Annotated in this window: 13 protein-coding genes and 1 pseudogene; 7 read left to right on the top strand and 7 right to left on the bottom strand. The window is 60.3% G+C overall.

The annotated features are described in order from the left end of the window. Positions 1-81 precede the first annotated feature (81 nt). From L904_RS00660 to L904_RS00645, 4 genes are all read left to right on the top strand, one after another. Positions 82-1,248, top strand: a complete 1,167-nt coding sequence (locus L904_RS00660) for an ABC transporter permease (RefSeq protein WP_020812935.1) — start codon at positions 82-84, stop codon at positions 1,246-1,248. Then, a complete protein-coding gene (locus L904_RS00655) occupies positions 1,245-2,183 on the top strand; it encodes an ABC transporter ATP-binding protein (protein WP_020812936.1) in 939 nt (312 codons plus the stop codon). The genes L904_RS00660 and L904_RS00655 overlap by 4 nt, the downstream gene beginning before the upstream one ends. Continuing rightward, positions 2,180-2,920, top strand: coding sequence for an ABC transporter permease (locus L904_RS00650; RefSeq protein WP_020812937.1), 741 nt, complete (start codon positions 2,180-2,182; stop codon positions 2,918-2,920). Before L904_RS00655 ends, L904_RS00650 begins: the two co-directional genes overlap by 4 nt. Before the next feature lie 108 nt (positions 2,921-3,028). Next, positions 3,029-3,517, top strand: coding sequence for a gluconokinase (locus tag L904_RS00645; RefSeq protein ID WP_031234467.1), 489 nt, complete (start codon positions 3,029-3,031; stop codon positions 3,515-3,517). Here the strand turns inward: L904_RS00645 and L904_RS00640 are convergent. From L904_RS00640 to L904_RS00610, 7 genes and pseudogenes are all read right to left on the bottom strand, one after another. Next, a complete protein-coding gene (locus L904_RS00640; protein WP_020812939.1) occupies positions 3,514-4,815 on the bottom strand; it encodes an FAD-binding oxidoreductase in 1,302 nt (433 codons plus the stop codon). The two genes, L904_RS00645 and L904_RS00640, sit on opposite strands and share 4 nt — an antisense overlap. Position 4,816: 1 nt before the next feature. Then, positions 4,817-6,178 carry a glutamine synthetase family protein gene (locus tag L904_RS00635; RefSeq protein WP_020812940.1) on the bottom strand — a complete coding sequence of 454 codons (1,362 nt, stop codon included), beginning with the start codon at positions 6,176-6,178 and terminating at the stop codon, positions 4,817-4,819. Positions 6,179-6,350: 172 nt separating this feature from the next. Next, positions 6,351-7,598, bottom strand: a complete 1,248-nt coding sequence (locus L904_RS00630) for an FAD-binding oxidoreductase (RefSeq protein WP_031234468.1) — start codon at positions 7,596-7,598, stop codon at positions 6,351-6,353. 101 nt (positions 7,599-7,699) lie between these two features. Next, positions 7,700-9,339: pseudogene (locus L904_RS00625) on the bottom strand (ABC transporter ATP-binding protein). A gap of 5 nt (positions 9,340-9,344) precedes the next feature. Next, positions 9,345-10,490 carry an ABC transporter permease gene (locus tag L904_RS00620; RefSeq protein ID WP_020812943.1) on the bottom strand — a complete coding sequence of 382 codons (1,146 nt, stop codon included), beginning with the start codon at positions 10,488-10,490 and terminating at the stop codon, positions 9,345-9,347. Further along, a complete protein-coding gene (locus L904_RS00615) occupies positions 10,490-11,584 on the bottom strand; it encodes a microcin C ABC transporter permease YejB (protein ID WP_020812944.1) in 1,095 nt (364 codons plus the stop codon). Before L904_RS00615 ends, L904_RS00620 begins: the two co-directional genes overlap by 1 nt. Positions 11,585-11,723: 139 nt before the next feature. After that, positions 11,724-13,568, bottom strand: a complete 1,845-nt coding sequence (locus L904_RS00610; protein ID WP_020812945.1) for an extracellular solute-binding protein — start codon at positions 13,566-13,568, stop codon at positions 11,724-11,726. Between the two features lie 205 nt (positions 13,569-13,773). On the opposite strand from L904_RS00610, the gene mepA reads away from it, so the two are divergent. The 3 genes from mepA to L904_RS00595 all read left to right on the top strand — a co-directional run bounded on the left by mepA (position 13,774) and on the right by L904_RS00595 (position 16,352). Then, complete coding sequence (gene mepA, locus L904_RS00605) at positions 13,774-14,823, top strand: penicillin-insensitive murein endopeptidase (protein WP_020812946.1); 1,050 nt, start codon at positions 13,774-13,776, stop codon at positions 14,821-14,823. 100 nt (positions 14,824-14,923) lie between these two features. Then, the gene (locus L904_RS00600) at positions 14,924-15,307 is read left to right on the top strand and encodes a methylglyoxal synthase (protein ID WP_020812947.1); all 384 of its coding nucleotides are present in this window, start codon (positions 14,924-14,926) and stop codon (positions 15,305-15,307) included. Positions 15,308-15,329: 22 nt separating this feature from the next. Beyond that, positions 15,330-16,352 carry a glucokinase gene (locus L904_RS00595; RefSeq protein ID WP_031234470.1) on the top strand — a complete coding sequence of 341 codons (1,023 nt, stop codon included), beginning with the start codon at positions 15,330-15,332 and terminating at the stop codon, positions 16,350-16,352. The last annotated feature ends 95 nt before the right edge of the window (positions 16,353-16,447 follow it).

Genomic DNA, 16,447 nt, shown 5'->3' with positions numbered 1-16,447 from the left:
GAGCGGGTTGCGGGAACCGGTGCGTTCCCGTGGTCCCGTCCCAAATCATGGTACACGGGCCAAAAGACAGGGGAGCAGGATTTGACGAAATGGCCTGACAAAGTGGGCGTTGTGATTTCGTGCCTGCTTCTTTATGCGCTTTTTGCCTCACCTTTCATGACATTCCGTGCCAACCGGATCGTTCAGGGCGAGACACGAACGGTCTTTGAAGCTCTTCCGGGTTCGGCTGCAACTGTTCTCGTCACCATCGTTCTTCTTTCGGCCATCATCGCCTTTTTCCGCTTTCCCACGCGATTGAAACTCGCATTCGCGCTCACCGGTCTTGCGGCACTGGCGGTTTTCGTCGGGCAGGCGGCATCTTTCCTCATGCCGGAGGGCAACGGTTTTGCCCGCGTTTCACCTGCCAGCGGCTTCTGGCTGATATTTGCCGGGCTGGCTCTGCTCGCTACGGATTGTATTGCGCGTCTTGAGCCGAAGCCCGCTGCCCGGATTTTGCTGCTGCTGGTGGCCATCGCCGCGCTCGCGGCCGTGCTGACAAGCGGCCTCTGGAACGACCTCTCCATCATCAAGGAATATACCGGCCGGGCCGATACATTCTGGACCGAGGCTTTGCGGCATGTGGAACTTGCCATCGGCTCGCTGATCGCAGCGACCGTGGTGGGCATCCCCCTGGGGATACTCTGTTACAAGGTCGAGCGGTTGCGCGCAGGCGTACTGAACAGCCTCAACATCGTCCAGACCATTCCCTCCATCGCCCTTTTCGGCCTTTTGATCGCACCGCTCGGGTGGATCGCGGCCACTGTGCCGGGTGCCGCGAAAATCGGCATTGCCGGCATCGGCATGGCGCCCGCTTTCGTGGCACTGTTTCTTTATTCGCTGCTGCCGGTGGTTTCCAACACGGTGGTCGGTCTTTCCGGTGTTTCGCAGGCGGTCCGGGAAGCGGCGCGCGGGCTTGGCATGACGCCGGTGCAACGGCTGCTGCGGGTGGAATTTCCGCTGGCCATGCCGGTCATCCTCACCGGCATTCGCATCGTGCTGGTGCAGAATATCGGCCTGGCGACGATTGCCGCCCTGATCGGCGGCGGCGGCTTTGGCGTTTTCGTATTTCAGGGCATCGGGCAGACAGCGATGGACCTCGTGCTGCTCGGCACCGTGCCGACGGTTCTTCTCGGCTTTGCGGCCGCGATAACACTCGACGCCATCATCGACAGCAATCTCTTCAGCGCAGGCGGAAGGCAAAAGGCATGATCGAAATCGACACCATCACGAAACGATATGGCGATGCAGCCGTCGTGGATCAGGTATCGCTGACTGTCGCGCCGCGCACCGTCACCGTCATCGTCGGTACCTCCGGCTCGGGAAAAACCACTCTGCTGCGCATGATAAACCGGCTGGTGGAGCCGACCTCCGGCACGATCCGTATCGATGGTGAGGATGTCAGTGCGATGCCCGGTTTCAAGCTGCGCCGCCAGATCGGCTACGCCATTCAGGGCCATGGCCTGTTTCCGCACCGGACGGTGGCCGAAAATATCGCGACCGTTCCGCAGCTGATCGGCTGGGATCGCAAGCGGATCGAGGCGAAGATCGACGCGCTGATGCATCTCTTCCAGCTCGATCCCGCGCTTTATGCCGACCGTTTCCCGCATGAACTCTCAGGCGGTCAGCAGCAGCGTGTCGGCGTGGCGCGTGCGCTGGCCGCCGAGCCGAACATTCTCCTGATGGACGAACCCTTCGGCGCGCTGGACCCGGTGATCCGCGCCAAGGCCCAGAACGATCTTCTCGATATCCAGAAAAAGCTCGGCGTGACCGTCGTTCTCGTCACGCACGATATGGACGAGGCCTTTCATCTGGCGGATCGTATCGCCGTGATGGACAAGGGCCGCATCGTGCAGGACTGCCCGCCGGCCGAACTGGTGCTGAAACCGGCAACAGATTTCGTGCGCACCATGATCGGCGACAACGAACGGGCGCTGAAACTGCTGTCCGTTCTCTCCGTTGCCGATGTCGTGGAGCCGGGAAACGCAGAGGGCGAACCGCTCAGCGAACATACAAGCCAGCGCGACGCTCTGTCGGCTATGTTATGGGCGGGCTGCGATGCCTTGCCGGTCGTCAGGGACAATGGGCAACCCGCCGGCCGGGTGCGGCGTGACGTTCTCCTCCAGCGTGCCGCCGGAGCCCCATGAAAAACGCCTTATCCTTGTTTGCCCTCGGTTTCCTGACGCTGGCGCTGGCCATCTTCCTTGCCGTGCCACAGGTCTTCGCACCGGTGTTTCGCCCTCTCGTGCAGGCCAATGCGCCGGCAATCTACACGCAGGCCAATCTGTTTTCCCTCACGCTGTCGCATCTGACCATTGTGGCGATTGCCACGGGGCTGGCCACGCTCACGGCGGGAGCGCTCGCGGTTCTCGCCACCCGGCCGTTCGGGGCGGATTTCCTGCCGCTGTCGCGCAGCATCGTCAATATCGGCCAGACCTTTCCGCCGGTAGCGGTGCTGGCGCTGGCCGTACCGATGATCGGTTTTGGCGAAAAACCAACGCTCATTGCCCTGTTTCTCTATGCGCTTTTGCCGGTATTCGAAAATACGCTGACGGGTCTTACAACCCTGCCCGCCACGGTGATGGATGCCGCGAGAGGCAGCGGCATGACCGGCTGGCAACGCCTTGTCAAAGTGGAGTTGCCGCTTGCCCTTCCAGCCATTCTCGCCGGCATCCGGCTTTCGGCGGTCATCAGCCTTTCGACCGCGACCATCGGCTCGACCGTCGCGGCGCGCACCCTCGGCGAAGTGATCATTGCCGGCCTGCAATCCAATAATCTGGCCTTCATTCTTCAGGGCGGGCTGATCGTTGCGGCGCTGGCGATCCTGATTCATGCTGCCTTTTTCGCCCTGGAGAAGAGTGCGGCGCGCAAAACCGGGCACTGACACAGGCAAGCCCCGCATTTTTATATTCCCGATGCCTGCCGCACATGGTAGGGGCTGACCGTCGAAACAGAAACATTCGAGGTTCGGGTGACACAGGCAATTGTCGTGATGGGAGTGAGCGGCTCCGGCAAGTCCACGGTCGCGGAAGCAGTGGCGGAGAAACTGGGCGTTGCTTTCATAGAGGGCGACAAGCTTCACCCGAAATCCAACGTCGATAAAATGTCCGAGGGTATTCCGCTGACGGACGAAGACCGCTGGCCCTGGCTCGATCTTATCGGCGCGGAACTGCGCAAGGGCAGCGAAAGCAACGGTGTCGTCGTTTCCTGCTCGGCGCTCAAGAAAATCTATCGCGACCGGCTTCGCAAGGCCACTGGCGGCCCGCTGGCTTTCGTCTATCTGGATGGCAGCCTGGAGCTTCTCAGCCGGCGCATGGGCGAACGCAAGGGCCATTTCATGCCGCTTTCGCTGCTGCAGACCCAGCTTGCCACGCTGGAAGTGCCGACCGGCGAACCGGGCGTCGTGACCGTCAGCATCGATGCCACACCGGAGGATATTGCGAAGAACGCACTTTCCGGTTTGAAGACGGTGACGTTCTAAAATCCAAGCCTGTCGCGCATGCCGTACCACCATGCGCCAAGCACGGTCAGCGGCACCCGGAAGGTCTTGCCGCCGGGGAACGGATAGTTCGGCAGCGAACTCCAGATATCGAAACGTTCGGCGTGGCCGGCAACGGCCTCGCCCAGTATCTTGCCGAGCAGATGGGTTGTCGTAACACCATGGCCGCTGTCGCCATGCGAGAAATAGATATTGTCCGACAGCCTGCCCATATGCGGAATGCGCGTCAGGGTCAGCGCGAAATTTCCGCTCCAGGCAAAGTCGATTTTCGTTTTTTCCAGTTGCGGGAAGGTTTTGAGCATGTTCGGGCGGATCACGCCCGTGAGGTCGGCCGGATCGCTGCCGCCATAACCGATGCCGCCGCCATAGAGCAGGCGATTGTCCGATGTCCGGCGATAATAATCGAGAATGTAATTGGCATCCTCAACGCAATAATTGGCAGGCAGAAGAGCCTCGATCAGGTCGGCATCGAGCGGCTCCGTCGCCATAACCTGGCTTGAGACCGGCATCATCCGGTCGCCGATTTCCGGCAAGAGTTTGCCGAGATAAGCGTTGCCGCAGACGAGGACATATTTCGTCTTGACGCTGCCTGTTGCCGTGCGCACGATGGGGTTTGCGCTCTGCTCCACCGCAATGACCCGCGAATTTTCGAATATGCGAGCACCGAGGCTTTCCGCCGCCGCCGCTTCGCCCTGCACCAGATTGAGCGGGTGGATATGCCCGCCGAAGCGGTCGATCATGCCGCCGGCATATCGATCGGTCTTCACATACTGGCCGACATCCGCCTTCGAGACCATTTCAAGCCCGCCATGGCCATGTTTCTCCCAATGGGCCTTATGGGCCTCCATCTCGCGGATCTGTTTCGGCGTAAAGGCGGCAAAGAAACCGCCATCGACCAGATCACAATCGATGGCGTATTTGGCGATGCGGTTGCGGATGATCGCGCCGCCTTCAAGCGACATTTCGCCGAGTTTCACCGCCTTGTCATGCCCATAGCGGCCAGCGATGGTCTCGAGATCGCGGCTATAGCCGTTGACGATCTGGCCGCCATTGCGACCCGAAGCGCCGAAGCCGACGCGGACGCCTTCCAGAACGATGACGGAATAGCCGCGCTCACTGAGTTCCAGCGCGGCGGAAATGCCGGTAAAGCCACCGCCGATGATGCAGACATCGGCGTCCAGCGCGCCTTCGAGCGTCGGCCGCACGGTTTTGACATTCGCGGAGGCCGCATACCATGACGATGTGTGGCCGGGATTGGGAATGTTCGTTACCTCAGCCATTTCACACCGTCCTGATATAGGCGTCATATTCGACGTCGGTTACACGCAGGGAAAATTCGGAAAGCTCCTGCTGCTTGCAGGCGGAAAACAGCGTGCGGTACCTCTGGCCGAGCGTCGCATAGGCAAAGCTCGACCGCGTGAAGCGCTGCAACGCATAGTCCCAGTTGGTGGGCAGCGGCTCGTGATTGATCGCATGGCTGTCGCCGGCAATTGCGCCGCCCGGTTGGCGCTTCTCCTTCATGCCTGCCAATGCGGCGCTCAGGATCATCGCGACAACGAGATAGGGATTGGTATCGGCGCCGGCGACCCGGTGTTCGATACGGGTCGCGGCCTTGCTGGCAACGATGACACGCACAGCCGCCGAGCGGTTGTCAATGCCCCAGGAGGCGTAGGTCGGTGCGTGTTCGCTGGGGGTCAGACGTCGATAAGAATTGGCATGGGGGGCGAAGATCGCCATGCTTTCACCCATGTTTTCCAAAAGGCCGCCGACCGAATGCATCAAGGCATCCGATGGGCCATCCTCTCCGGCGTAGATGTTCCTGCCGTCCCTGTCGAGAACGGAAAAATGCACATGCATGCCATTGCCGGCCTGCAACCCGTAAGGCTTGGCCATGAAGGTGGCGTCGAGGTCATGCCGTCGCGCCACGCCCTTTACGATACGTTTCAGAAAGACCGCGAAATCGGCCGCCTGCAATGCATCCGGCACATGATTGAGGTTGATCTCATATTGGCCGGGACCGTTTTCCCGCAGCGTCGTATCGGCAAGCACGCCCTGTGCGCGGCAGGCCGTGGCAATATCATGGAAGACGTCCTCGAAATCCTGCAGTTCGGAAATCGACAGAACCTGTGTCTGGCCCGTATGCCACCGACCCTCGCGGCTGTGCGGCGGACGAACGGGATCAAGCGCGGAGCGGACGGGATCGATCAGGTAAAACTCGAGTTCGGTCGCCACGACCGGCGTGAGGCCGGCCTTTTTATAAGCGCCCAGAACCTGCGCCAGAACATGGCGCGGATCGCCATAAAAGCCGGTTCCATCCGGATTTTTCATGGCCAGCAGAACCTGTGCCGTCGGGCGGCCAAGCCATGTTACCCGCGACAGCGTGCCTGGGACGGGGAAACAAAACCCGTCCGGATCGCCCGTGCCTTCCGCAAGACCTGCGGCATGCACATCCCGGCCCCAGATATCCAGCGCATAAACCGACCGGGGAATGGCCATTCCCTTTTCGAGCACGTCGATTGCCCGTTCGCGCGGAATCCATTTGCCGCGCGGCACGCCGTTCGCGTCTATGACGAAAGCTTCGAGAATTTCGATATCGGGGTTATCGGCGAAAAATTTCTTTGCGTTTTCAATATCATCCATCATGCACCAGCAAGCCGTTTCCATCTCGTTTCATGCGCAGCGAATTGCGCTAACGAAAGTCGTCCTGCTGCTGATAGATGAGAAACCTCGCCACCATGATGACGTTTTGCCCCTTTTCCCTTTGCATGCGACCATGTTACGTGGCCTGTCCCCGGAAGGCCAGCGGATTTAGCTATCAGGGATTGAACCTTTCCGGGCGATAGGCGTCGATGGCGATAACCGGCGTTTCGCCAAGCATGGTTTCGGCCAGCACACGGCCGGTGATCGGCCCAAGTGTGAGGCCATGGTGGGCGTGCCCGAAAGCAAACCACAATGTTTTATGCCGCGGCGCTTTACCGATGATCGGCATCATATCCGGCGTGCAGGGCCGCGCACCCATCCACGGTTCCGCATCCAGCCGGCCGCCGAGAGGAAAGACGGTGCGCGCCACCCGCTCTGCCCGCTCGATCTGCACGGGAGATTTCGGTGCATCGCGTTCGGCAAATTCAGCGCCCGTCGTCAGGCGGATGCCCTTTCGCATCGGCGCGAGGAAATAACCGCGCTCGGCGTCGATCAGCCAGTTATTGAGCTTCGTGCCCTCCTGCGGCGCGTAATGCATGTGGTAACCGCGTTTCACACCAAGCGGAAAACGATAACCCAGCCGTTCCGTAACGGTGTCCGCCCAGGGGCCTAGCGCCACGACGGCATGTTCGGCCTCGACCGCGCCGGTTTCGGTGCGCACCGTCCACCCGCTCACCGTCTGGCTGAGGGTGGAAGCATCACCCCTGACGAAGCTTCCGCCGAGGCTCTCGAACAGCCGGACATAAGCGAGCGTCAGCGCATGCGGATCGCGCACCGACCAGGGATCGTTCCATTTCAGGCCGCCGACGAAATCATGGCTCAGATGCGGTTCGGCTGCGGCAAGTTCCTCGGCGTCGAGTTTCGTATGGGAAATACCGTGGTCGCGCGCCAGACGCTCGGCGAAAGCAAAATCGGCATCCCGCCTCGCGGCGGTCCTGTAGGCCTCCATCCAGCCGTTCTTGACGATCAGATCACCGGCTTTCGCCTCCTCGATCAGGATATTGTGCTCCGAAACCGAATATTCGATCAGCGGCGCATAGGCACGGGCAATTGCCGCGTGGCGCGTGGCTGCGGAATTGTACCAGTAACGGCCGAGAAAAGGCGCGATCTTCGGCAGGGCAAAGAGGTGATAGCGGGCATCGACGCTGTTGTTCAGGGAATAGCGCAGCAGCAGGGCGAGGTCCTGCGGGAAGGCGTAAGGCACGACGCCTTCTCTCTGGATCAGCCCGGCATTGCCGAAGGAGGTCTCCTCGCCCGGCCCGCGCCGGTCGACCAGCACCACCGACTTACCCCTGCGGGCCAGCTGCAGGGCGATGGAGACCCCGATGATCCCTGCCCCCAAAACGATCACATCCGCTGCCATGGCAATCAATCCGTTTCCGCATCACATGCCCCTCAACATGGGTCGGCATTTTCCGCGAAGCAACAGAAAAATCATCACCTTAACAGAAACCGCAACGCGGCCTACTGGCTTATCGCCTTCGTTTTCATCGCCTCGATGTTGAAGGCGGCCGCCAGCAACGCCTTGGTATAGTCCTGCTGCGGGTTGGCGAAGATTTCCGCCGCCGGGCCGCTCTCCACCACCTTGCCGTGGCGCATGACGATCAGGTCGTTAGCGAGCGCCTTCACCACCTTCAGATCGTGGCTGATGAAGAGATAGGCGAGTTCGTGCTTCGCCTGCAGATCGCGCAGCAGATCGACCACCTGCGCCTGCACACTCATGTCGAGCGCGGAGGTCGGCTCATCCAGCATGACGAAACGGGGTTTAAGCACCATGGCGCGGGCAATGGCGATGCGCTGGCGCTGGCCGCCAGAAAATTCATGCGGATACCGCCAGCGGGTGGCCGGGTCGAGACCGACCTCTTCCAGCGCGGTGGCGACACGCGTATCGCGCTCGTCGGCAGACAGAGACCGCTCATGCACCTTCAGGCCTTCGGCGACGATCTCGCCGACCGACATGCGCGGGCTGAGCGACCCATAAGGATCCTGAAACACCACCTGCAGCCGGTTTCTGAGCGGCTTCATCATCTCGTAGGAATAGTGGTCGATCGACTGGCCGATGAAGCTGATGCGCCCTTCAGACGCAATCAACCGCGAGAGCGCCAAACCGAGCGTGGTCTTGCCGGAACCGGATTCGCCCACCACGCCCACAGTCTGGCCGGCGCGAAGGGTGATATCGATGCCGTCCACCGCCTTCACATGGTCGACCACCCGGCGCATCAGTCCCGCCTTGATGGGGAACCAGACCTTGATATCATCACCCTGCATGACCACCGGTTTGGTCGCGTCGGAATGCGGCGGCTCGCCCTTCGGCTCTGCCGCCAGAAGATGGCGCGTATAAGCGTGCTGCGGATCGGTAAACACCTGCTCCACCGTGCCGGTCTCAACGATCTTGCCCTTGGTCATGACGCAGACGCGGTCGGCAAATTTGCGGACAATGCCGAGATCGTGGGTGATGAACAGCATGGACATGCCGTGCTTCGTCTTGAGGTCGCTCAGAAGTTCGAGGATCTGGGCCTGAACCGTCACGTCGAGCGCCGTCGTCGGCTCGTCGGCGATCAGCAGTTTCGGCCGGTTGGCAAGCGCCATGGCAATCATCACGCGCTGCCGCTGACCGCCGGACAATTCGTGCGGATAAGCCTTCAGGCGCTTTTCCGGTTCACGGATACCCACCTGCAGAGCAGTTCCAGCGTGCGCGCCTGCGCCTGCGCCCCGGTGATTGCCTGATGCAGCTCCAGAATCTCGCCGATCTGCCGCTCGATGGTGTGGAGCGGGTTGAGCGAGGTCATCGGCTCCTGAAAAATCATGGTGACGTCGTTGCCGCGGACCGCACGCAGGGAGCGTTCCGGCAAAGTCAGCATGTCCTTGCCGTCGAACAGGATTTTTCCCGATGGATGGCTTGCCGCCGGATAGGGCAGCAATTTGAGAATGGAGTTCGCCGTCACGGACTTGCCGGAACCGGACTCGCCAACGAGGGCGACGACCTCACCCGGCATCAGATCGAAAGAGACGTGATCAACGGCGATGCTGGTCGCGCCGCCCTGGTGGAAAGCGACGGAGAGATCACGGACGGAGAGAAGCGGTTGGGTCTTTGTTTCCGTCATGGCGATCACCGGAACGTCTTGCGTGGATCGAAGGCGTCGCGCACCGCTTCACCGACGAAAATCAACAGTGAGAGCATGATGGACATGGTGAAAAACGCAGTGAGGCCAAGCCAGGGGGCCTGAAGGTTATTCTTGCCCTGCGCGATCATCTCGCCCAGCGACGGCGATCCCGGCGGCATGCCGAAGCCGAGGAAGTCGAGTGAGGTGAGCGTCGTGATCGATCCGGAAAGGATGAAGGGCAGGAAGGTCAGTGTCGCCACCATGGCGTTTGGCAGAAGGTGGCGGAACATGATCGTCCAGTTGCCGACGCCAAGGGCGCGGGCGGCGCGGACATATTCGAAGTTTCTGGCCCGCAGGAATTCCGCGCGCACGATGCCGACGAAGCCGACCCATGAAAAGAGCAGCATGATGCCGAGCAGCACGAAGAAGCCCGGCGGCAGGATGGCCGCGATGATGAGCAGGATGTAAAGCACCGGCATGGAAGACCAGATTTCGATGAAACGCTGCAACAGCAGGTCGGTCCAGCCGCCGAAATAACCCTGGATCGCGCCGGCGGTGACGCCGACAAGGGCCGACGCGATGGTCAGCGTCAGGCCGAAAAGTACGGAAATGCGGAAACCGTAGATCATCCGCGCCGTGACATCGCGGGCCTGATTGTCGGTTCCGAGCCAGTTGAGATTGCCAAGCGTGCAGCCGGGATCGGCATCGCCCTGCGGGTAGGCCGAGCAACGGTCTTTTTCATCCATCAACCAGAAAGGCGCGGTCGGCGCAGAGTGCGGAATATTGGAATTGACTGTCTGATAGGAATAGCGGATCGGCGGCCAGATCATCCAGCCATTGGCGTTGATCTCATCCTGAATGAAGGAGGATTTGTAATCGGTCTGGGCAAGGAACCCGCCGAATTTTTCCTCCGGATAATCCACCATAACCGGCACCAGAATCTCGCCCTTGTAGGAAGCGAGAATGGGTTTGTCATTGGCGATGAATTCCGCGATCAGGCTCAGGAAAAACAGGAGCAGGAACAGCCAGAAGGACCAGTAACCGCGCCGGTTCGCCTTGAAATTCTGCCAGCGGCGTTTGGTAGTCGGCGAAAACCATGGGCGCTTCGGCTTTTCTATCGTTTCGGCTGCGGCGGTATGGGCAAGCGTCATCACACGTCCCTCCGCTCGAAATCGATGCGAGGATCGATCCACGTATAGATAAGGTCGGAAATGAGGCCGACCACGAGGCCCATCAGGGAGAAGATGAAGAGCGTGCCGAACACGATTGGATAGTCGCGGTTGACGACCGAGAGATAACCGAGGCGGCCAAGGCCATCGAGCGAGAAGATATTCTCGATCAGCAGCGATCCGGTGAAGAAGGCCGAGATGAAGGCGCCCGGAAAACCGGCGATCACGATCAGCATCGCGTTGCGGAAGACATGACCATAAAGAACCTTGCGCTCCGTGAGCCCCTTGGCGCGGGCGGTGATGACATATTGCTTCTTGATCTCGTCGATGAAGGAATTCTTGGTCAGCAGCGTCGTTGTCGCAAAGGCCGAAAGCGACAGTGCGATAAGCGGCAGGGTCAGGTGCCAGAAATAGTCGATGATCTTCTGCCACCAGTTCAGCTGATCAAAATTATCCGACACCAGACCGCGCAGCGGGAACCAGTCGAAGAAGGATCCGCCGGCAAAGAGGACGATAAGCAGGATACCGAACAGGAAGCTCGGCACGGCATAACCGATGATGATGATGCCGGAGGTCCAGACGTCGAAGGTCGAGCCGTCGGACACGGCCTTCTTGATGCCGAGCGGAATGGAGATGATGTAGGAAATGATCAGGATCCAGAAGCCGAGCGACGCGGACACCGGCAGCTTGTCGATGATGAGATCGATCACCGAGGAATTGCGGAAGAAGCTGTCACCGAAATCGAAGCGGATGTAATTCCACATCATCTCGAGAAAACGGGTGAGCGGCGGCTTGTCGAAACCGAACTGTTTTTCGAGCTTGGCGATCAGTTCCGGATCGAGACCCTGCGCGCCGCGATATTTCGAACCGCTATCATCGAAACCGCCGGACTGACCCATGAGATCGCCGCCGCCCGAGAGCCGGTCGGAGGCGCTGTCGCCCTGCCCCGTCAATTGCGCGACGACCTGTTCCACCGGCCCGCCCGGCGCGAACTGGATGACGAGAAACGAAATGCCCATAATGCCGATGATGGTCGGGATCATCAGCGCCAGACGTCTGAGGATATAGGCGCCCATCAGCCTCTGCTCCCGGCCGATACGTCAGCGGTCTTCGTTTCTGTCAAACCCGGTCCTTTCCTGAAAGCGCTGCCTGCGCTTTAAGCGATTCGTCTCGCCCTATGTGAATCAAGCCTTCGGCGCGAAAGCAAGGCCAGCGTCAATTCGCGGCCTGGCTGGACCACCATGCTTCCGGAAAACCGACACCATATTGGGGCAGGTTTTCCGGACGGATAAGCGTATTCCAGTAAGCGATGAACATCTCACCACGGTAGAATTGCGGTATGACGTAACTGTTTGCCAGAAGTACCCGGTCGAGCGCGCGTGCGGCGGCCACCTGTTCATCCCGGTCGGGCGCAAATATGACCTTCCTGACCAACGCATCGACGGCGGGGTTCTTGATGCCGGCAATATTGTTGGACCCTTGCCGGTCGGCGGCGGTCGAGCCCCAGAAATCCGCCTGTTCGTTTCCGGGGTTCGCCGAAGTCGCCCAGAGCTTGACGATCACGTCATAATCGAAGCTGCGGGTGCGGTTGGTATATTGCGAGGCGTCGACGGTCCGGATCGTCGCGTTGATGCCGATCTTCTTGAGGTTCTGGACATAGGGAAGGATGGTTCTTTCCATGCCGGCGGAATCGATCAGAAACTCCATATCGAGCGGCTGTCCGGTTTTCGCATTGACCATGCGGTTGCCGCGCAGCTCGTAACCGGCTTCCTTCATCAGCCTGACCGCCTCGCGCAGATTGTCGCGCTGCTTAGCGGGGTCGCCTGCCACGGGGTTGCGATATTCTGTCGTGAAGACCTCCGGCGGAACATGATCCTTCAGTTCCTGAAGAATCTCCAGCTCTCGCCCGGTCGGCAGGCCGGACGAGGCCAGTTCACTGCCCATGAAGAAGCTGTTGATGCGCTGGAACTGGCCGTAAGCCAGCGTTCGGTTCAGCTCCTCGAAATCGAAAGCGTAGTTGAGCGCCTTGCGCAGGTTCGGGTTCTGGAACTTTTCGCGGCGCATATTCGGCACAAAGGCCTGCATGATGCCGACGGAACGATAGATATTCGGCAGTTCTTCCTTCTTGACGCGGCCTTCCTTGACGGCCGGGAAATCATAACCCGTGACCCAGCGGCTGGAGGAGGCTTCCTGGCGGAAATCGACGGTGCCGGACTTGAAGGCCTGGAATTCGACATCCTGATCGGCGAAGAAGGTGTAGGCGATGGTTTTGAAATTGTTCAGCCCGACATTCACGTTGACGTCCTTGCCCCAGTAGTCGTCGCGGCGTTCATAAGCGATTGTCGAGCCGGGAGAGACCGAGGCAATCTTGTAGGGGCCGGAACCCATCACCGGCTCCAGCGTGCCACGCGATATGTCGCGCGGCTTGCCATCCGGGCCGGCGGCTTCCCACCAGTGCTTGGGAACGATCAGCAATTGCCCGACAATCTGCGGCAATTCGCGATTGTTCTTTTCGTCGAAAGTGAAGGTAATGTCCCTTTCGCCGCTCACCTCCGCCTTGGTGACGTGGGTGTAATAGGTCGCAAGCTGCGGGCTCAAATCCTTGGCCTTTTCGAAGCTGAAGACGACATCCTCCGGCGTCACCGGTTTGCCATCCGCCCATTTCGCCTCCGCGCGCAGCCGGAAGGTGGCTTTCGAAATATCGTCCGGGTAACTCACGCCCTCGGCAAGAAGACCGTAGGAGGCCGACAGCTCCTCTTCCGTCGATTTCATCAACGTATCGAAAACAAGAGAAAGGCCCGTTGCCGCCTCGCCCTTGGCAAGCAGCGGATTGAGGGTATCGAAGGTGCCCGCCGTCGACAGGCGAAGGGTGCCGCCTTTCGGCGCCTTGGTGTTCACATAGTCGAAATGATCGAAGCCATCGGGATGTCTCAGTTCCCCGACCGTCGAAATCCCCTTCCGCCATACATCGGCCGATTGTGCGGAGGCCGCCGCCGGTATCAGCAGGGCGGATGCCGCAAGAGCAATGAGGAGACGGGATTTCAGTGGTGCCAATATCATCGGGGGAATGTCCCTGTTTTCGCGTTTGTTGGAGAGAGCATAAAACAAAGATTGGCAAAAAACAGATGCGCTGGCTCACAAGCTCTTTATCCGCGCCTTTATCCTCCCGCTTTGCAACAGGCGGGGTGAAACACGGTTTCAACAAAATCCCGTTCCAGTTTATCTTAAGGGGAAGAGAATCATCTGATCGGACGGGCACGACGATATGACGGCGGGATCATCGAGAGTTTTCAAAGCGGCCATGCTGGCGATTTCGGTCGTCTCCGCGCTGCAGTTGCAGATGGAAACCGCATCGGCCGAGGACAGGCCCGCGAAAGAAGTGTTCGGCCACATGGCGCTGCCTTCCGCCACGGGCTCGCAGCCAATCGGCTCCTATGCCAAGGGCTGCCAGTCCGGCGCCATCGCCATGCCGACGGACGGTCCAGGCTGGCAGGCCATGCGCCTTTCCCGCAACCGGCGCTGGGGCCAGCCGCAGATGATTTCCTTCCTCGAGCAATTTTCGCAGGATGCCCAGAAGATCGGCTGGCCGGGCCTGCTACTGGGCGATATTTCCCAGCCGCGCGGCGGGCCGATGCTGACCGGCCATGCGTCGCACCAGATCGGCCTCGATGTCGACATCTGGTGGCGACCGATGCCGAGCCCACGGCTCACCGCGGAGCAGCGCGAAACCGTGCCTTTCATCTCCATGCTGGACAAGAGCAAGTTCCTGACGGTCGATGACCGCAAGTGGTCACCGCTCAATGCCCGGCTGGTGATGATGGCGGCAAGCTACCCGCAGGTGGAGCGTGTCTTCGTGAACCCGGCCATCAAGCAGAAACTCTGCCAGACATGGACCGGCGACCGCACCTTCATGGGCAAGATCAGGCCGATCTACGGCCATGACGAGCATTTCCACATCCGTCTCGAATGCCCGCCCGGCGCGCCCAATTGCAAACCGCAGGCGGCCGTGGGCAAAGGCGACGGGTGCGACAAGTCGCTTGCGTGGTGGTTCAGCAAGGAACCATGGGCGCCGCCGAAAAAGGATCCCAATGCCAAGCCGGTGAAACCGCGCCCGGTCATGGTTTCCGATCTGCCCTCGGCCTGCGCCGCCGTGGCTGCCGCCCCTTCCACTAACCCCGAGGGACTTGCGGCCCAAGCCTATTCGCCTGCTCCGGCAACGCGCCAGCAAAGCGTGGAACAGGTCATTCAGGCAGCCCCCGCCCTGCAGCCGCCTTCGGATATTCCGCTTCCCACCCAGCGCCCGACATTGAACTGAAACAGAAATGGGGCATTCAACAGCTTCCCTTTTCAAATGGCGGCAAGCTGTTATAGAAGGCTTCAAATCGATTTAATTCTTGATGGAACGGGCTGGGACCATGGAAGAACAACGCTGTATCGCGCTCATCGCTCATGACGAGAAAAAGGACGATATGGCGGATTTCGCCCGTCACCACCAGAAAGCGCTTGCCGGTTTCAGGATCGTCGCCACCGGCACGACGGGCGGGCGGGTGCAGGAAGCCTGTCCGGGGCTCGAAGTCATTCGCCTCAAAAGCGGACCTCTCGGCGGAGACCAGCAGATCGGCGCGATGATCGCCACCGGCGAGGTGGACATGCTGATCTTCTTCACCGACCCGCTGACGGCGATGCCGCATGATGTGGATGTGAAGGCGCTGACCCGGCTTGCTACGGTTTACGATATTCCCATGGCGCTCAACCGCGCCACCGCAGAAAATCTCATCGACTTCCACGTCGCCAACTGAACCTCCCAACATGGAACAGGCAATGCCGAAGACGTCCGATACCGAATATCTGTCCTTTCCGATCCTTCTTGGCGACATCGGCGGCACCAATGCCCGCTTTTCCATTCTGATCGATTCCTTTGCCGAACCAGTTCACCTCACCACCGTGAAGACAGCGGAATATCCGACCATCGACGACGCCATCCAGCAGGCGGTTCTGGACAAGACCTCACTCCAGCCGGTCTCGACCATTCTGGCGATTGCCGGCCCCATCGAAGGTGACGAGATTCCGCTCACCAACTGCCATTGGGTCGTCAGGCCGAAGGACATGCTGGCCAATCTCGGCCTGAAGGATGTCATCGTCATCAACGACTTCGAGGCGCAGGCTCTGGCGATTGCAGCACTTGACGACGACAACCGCGAATCCATCGGCTCCGGCCGCAAGGATGTGCTGGCATCGCGCGTCGTTCTTGGGCCGGGCACGGGGCTTGGCGTCGCCGGGCTGGTTTACGCCCGCCATATGTGGTTCCCGGTGCCCGGTGAGGGCGGCCATATCGACATCGGCCCGAGAAGCACGCGTGATTATGCGGTTTTCCCGCATATCGAAACCATCGAGGGCCGTGTCGCCGGGGAGCAGATCCTTTGCGGGCGCGGGCTGGTCAATCTTTACCGGGCCATCTGCACCGCCGATGGCGTCGAGCCTGTCTTTTCCGATCCGGCCGACATTACCTCACAGGGGCTTTCGGGCGATAACCGGCAGGCGAAAGAGACCCTGTCCCTTTTCAGCACCTATCTCGGCCGCGTGGCCGGTGACCTCGCGCTGATCTTCATGGCGAAGGGCGGTGTCTATCTGGCCGGCGGCATTTCGCAGAAGATCATTCCGGCGCTGAAGAGCCCGGAATTCCGGGCTGCCTTCGAAGACAAGGCGCCGCACAGCGCGCTGATGCGGACCATCCCCACCTTCGTCGTCACCCATCCGCAGGCGGCTCTTTCCGGGCTTGCCACCTATTCGAGAACGCCATCCGATTTCGGCCTGTCGCTGGACGGACGACGCTGGAGGGCTTGATCGCTTGGCCTGTTCTTATGTGATGCTTGCGAAGCGGGCGGGCGGTCTTTAACGTCGCTGCTGCAAACATCAATCGACAGATACCGGCGGATCTC

The organism is Agrobacterium sp. LY4 (assembly GCF_001526585.1).
GTDB lineage: Bacteria > Pseudomonadota > Alphaproteobacteria > Rhizobiales > Rhizobiaceae > Agrobacterium > Agrobacterium leguminum.
Note: the sequence above shows the minus strand (reverse complement) of the source record. Positions and strands in the feature narration are given on the sequence as shown.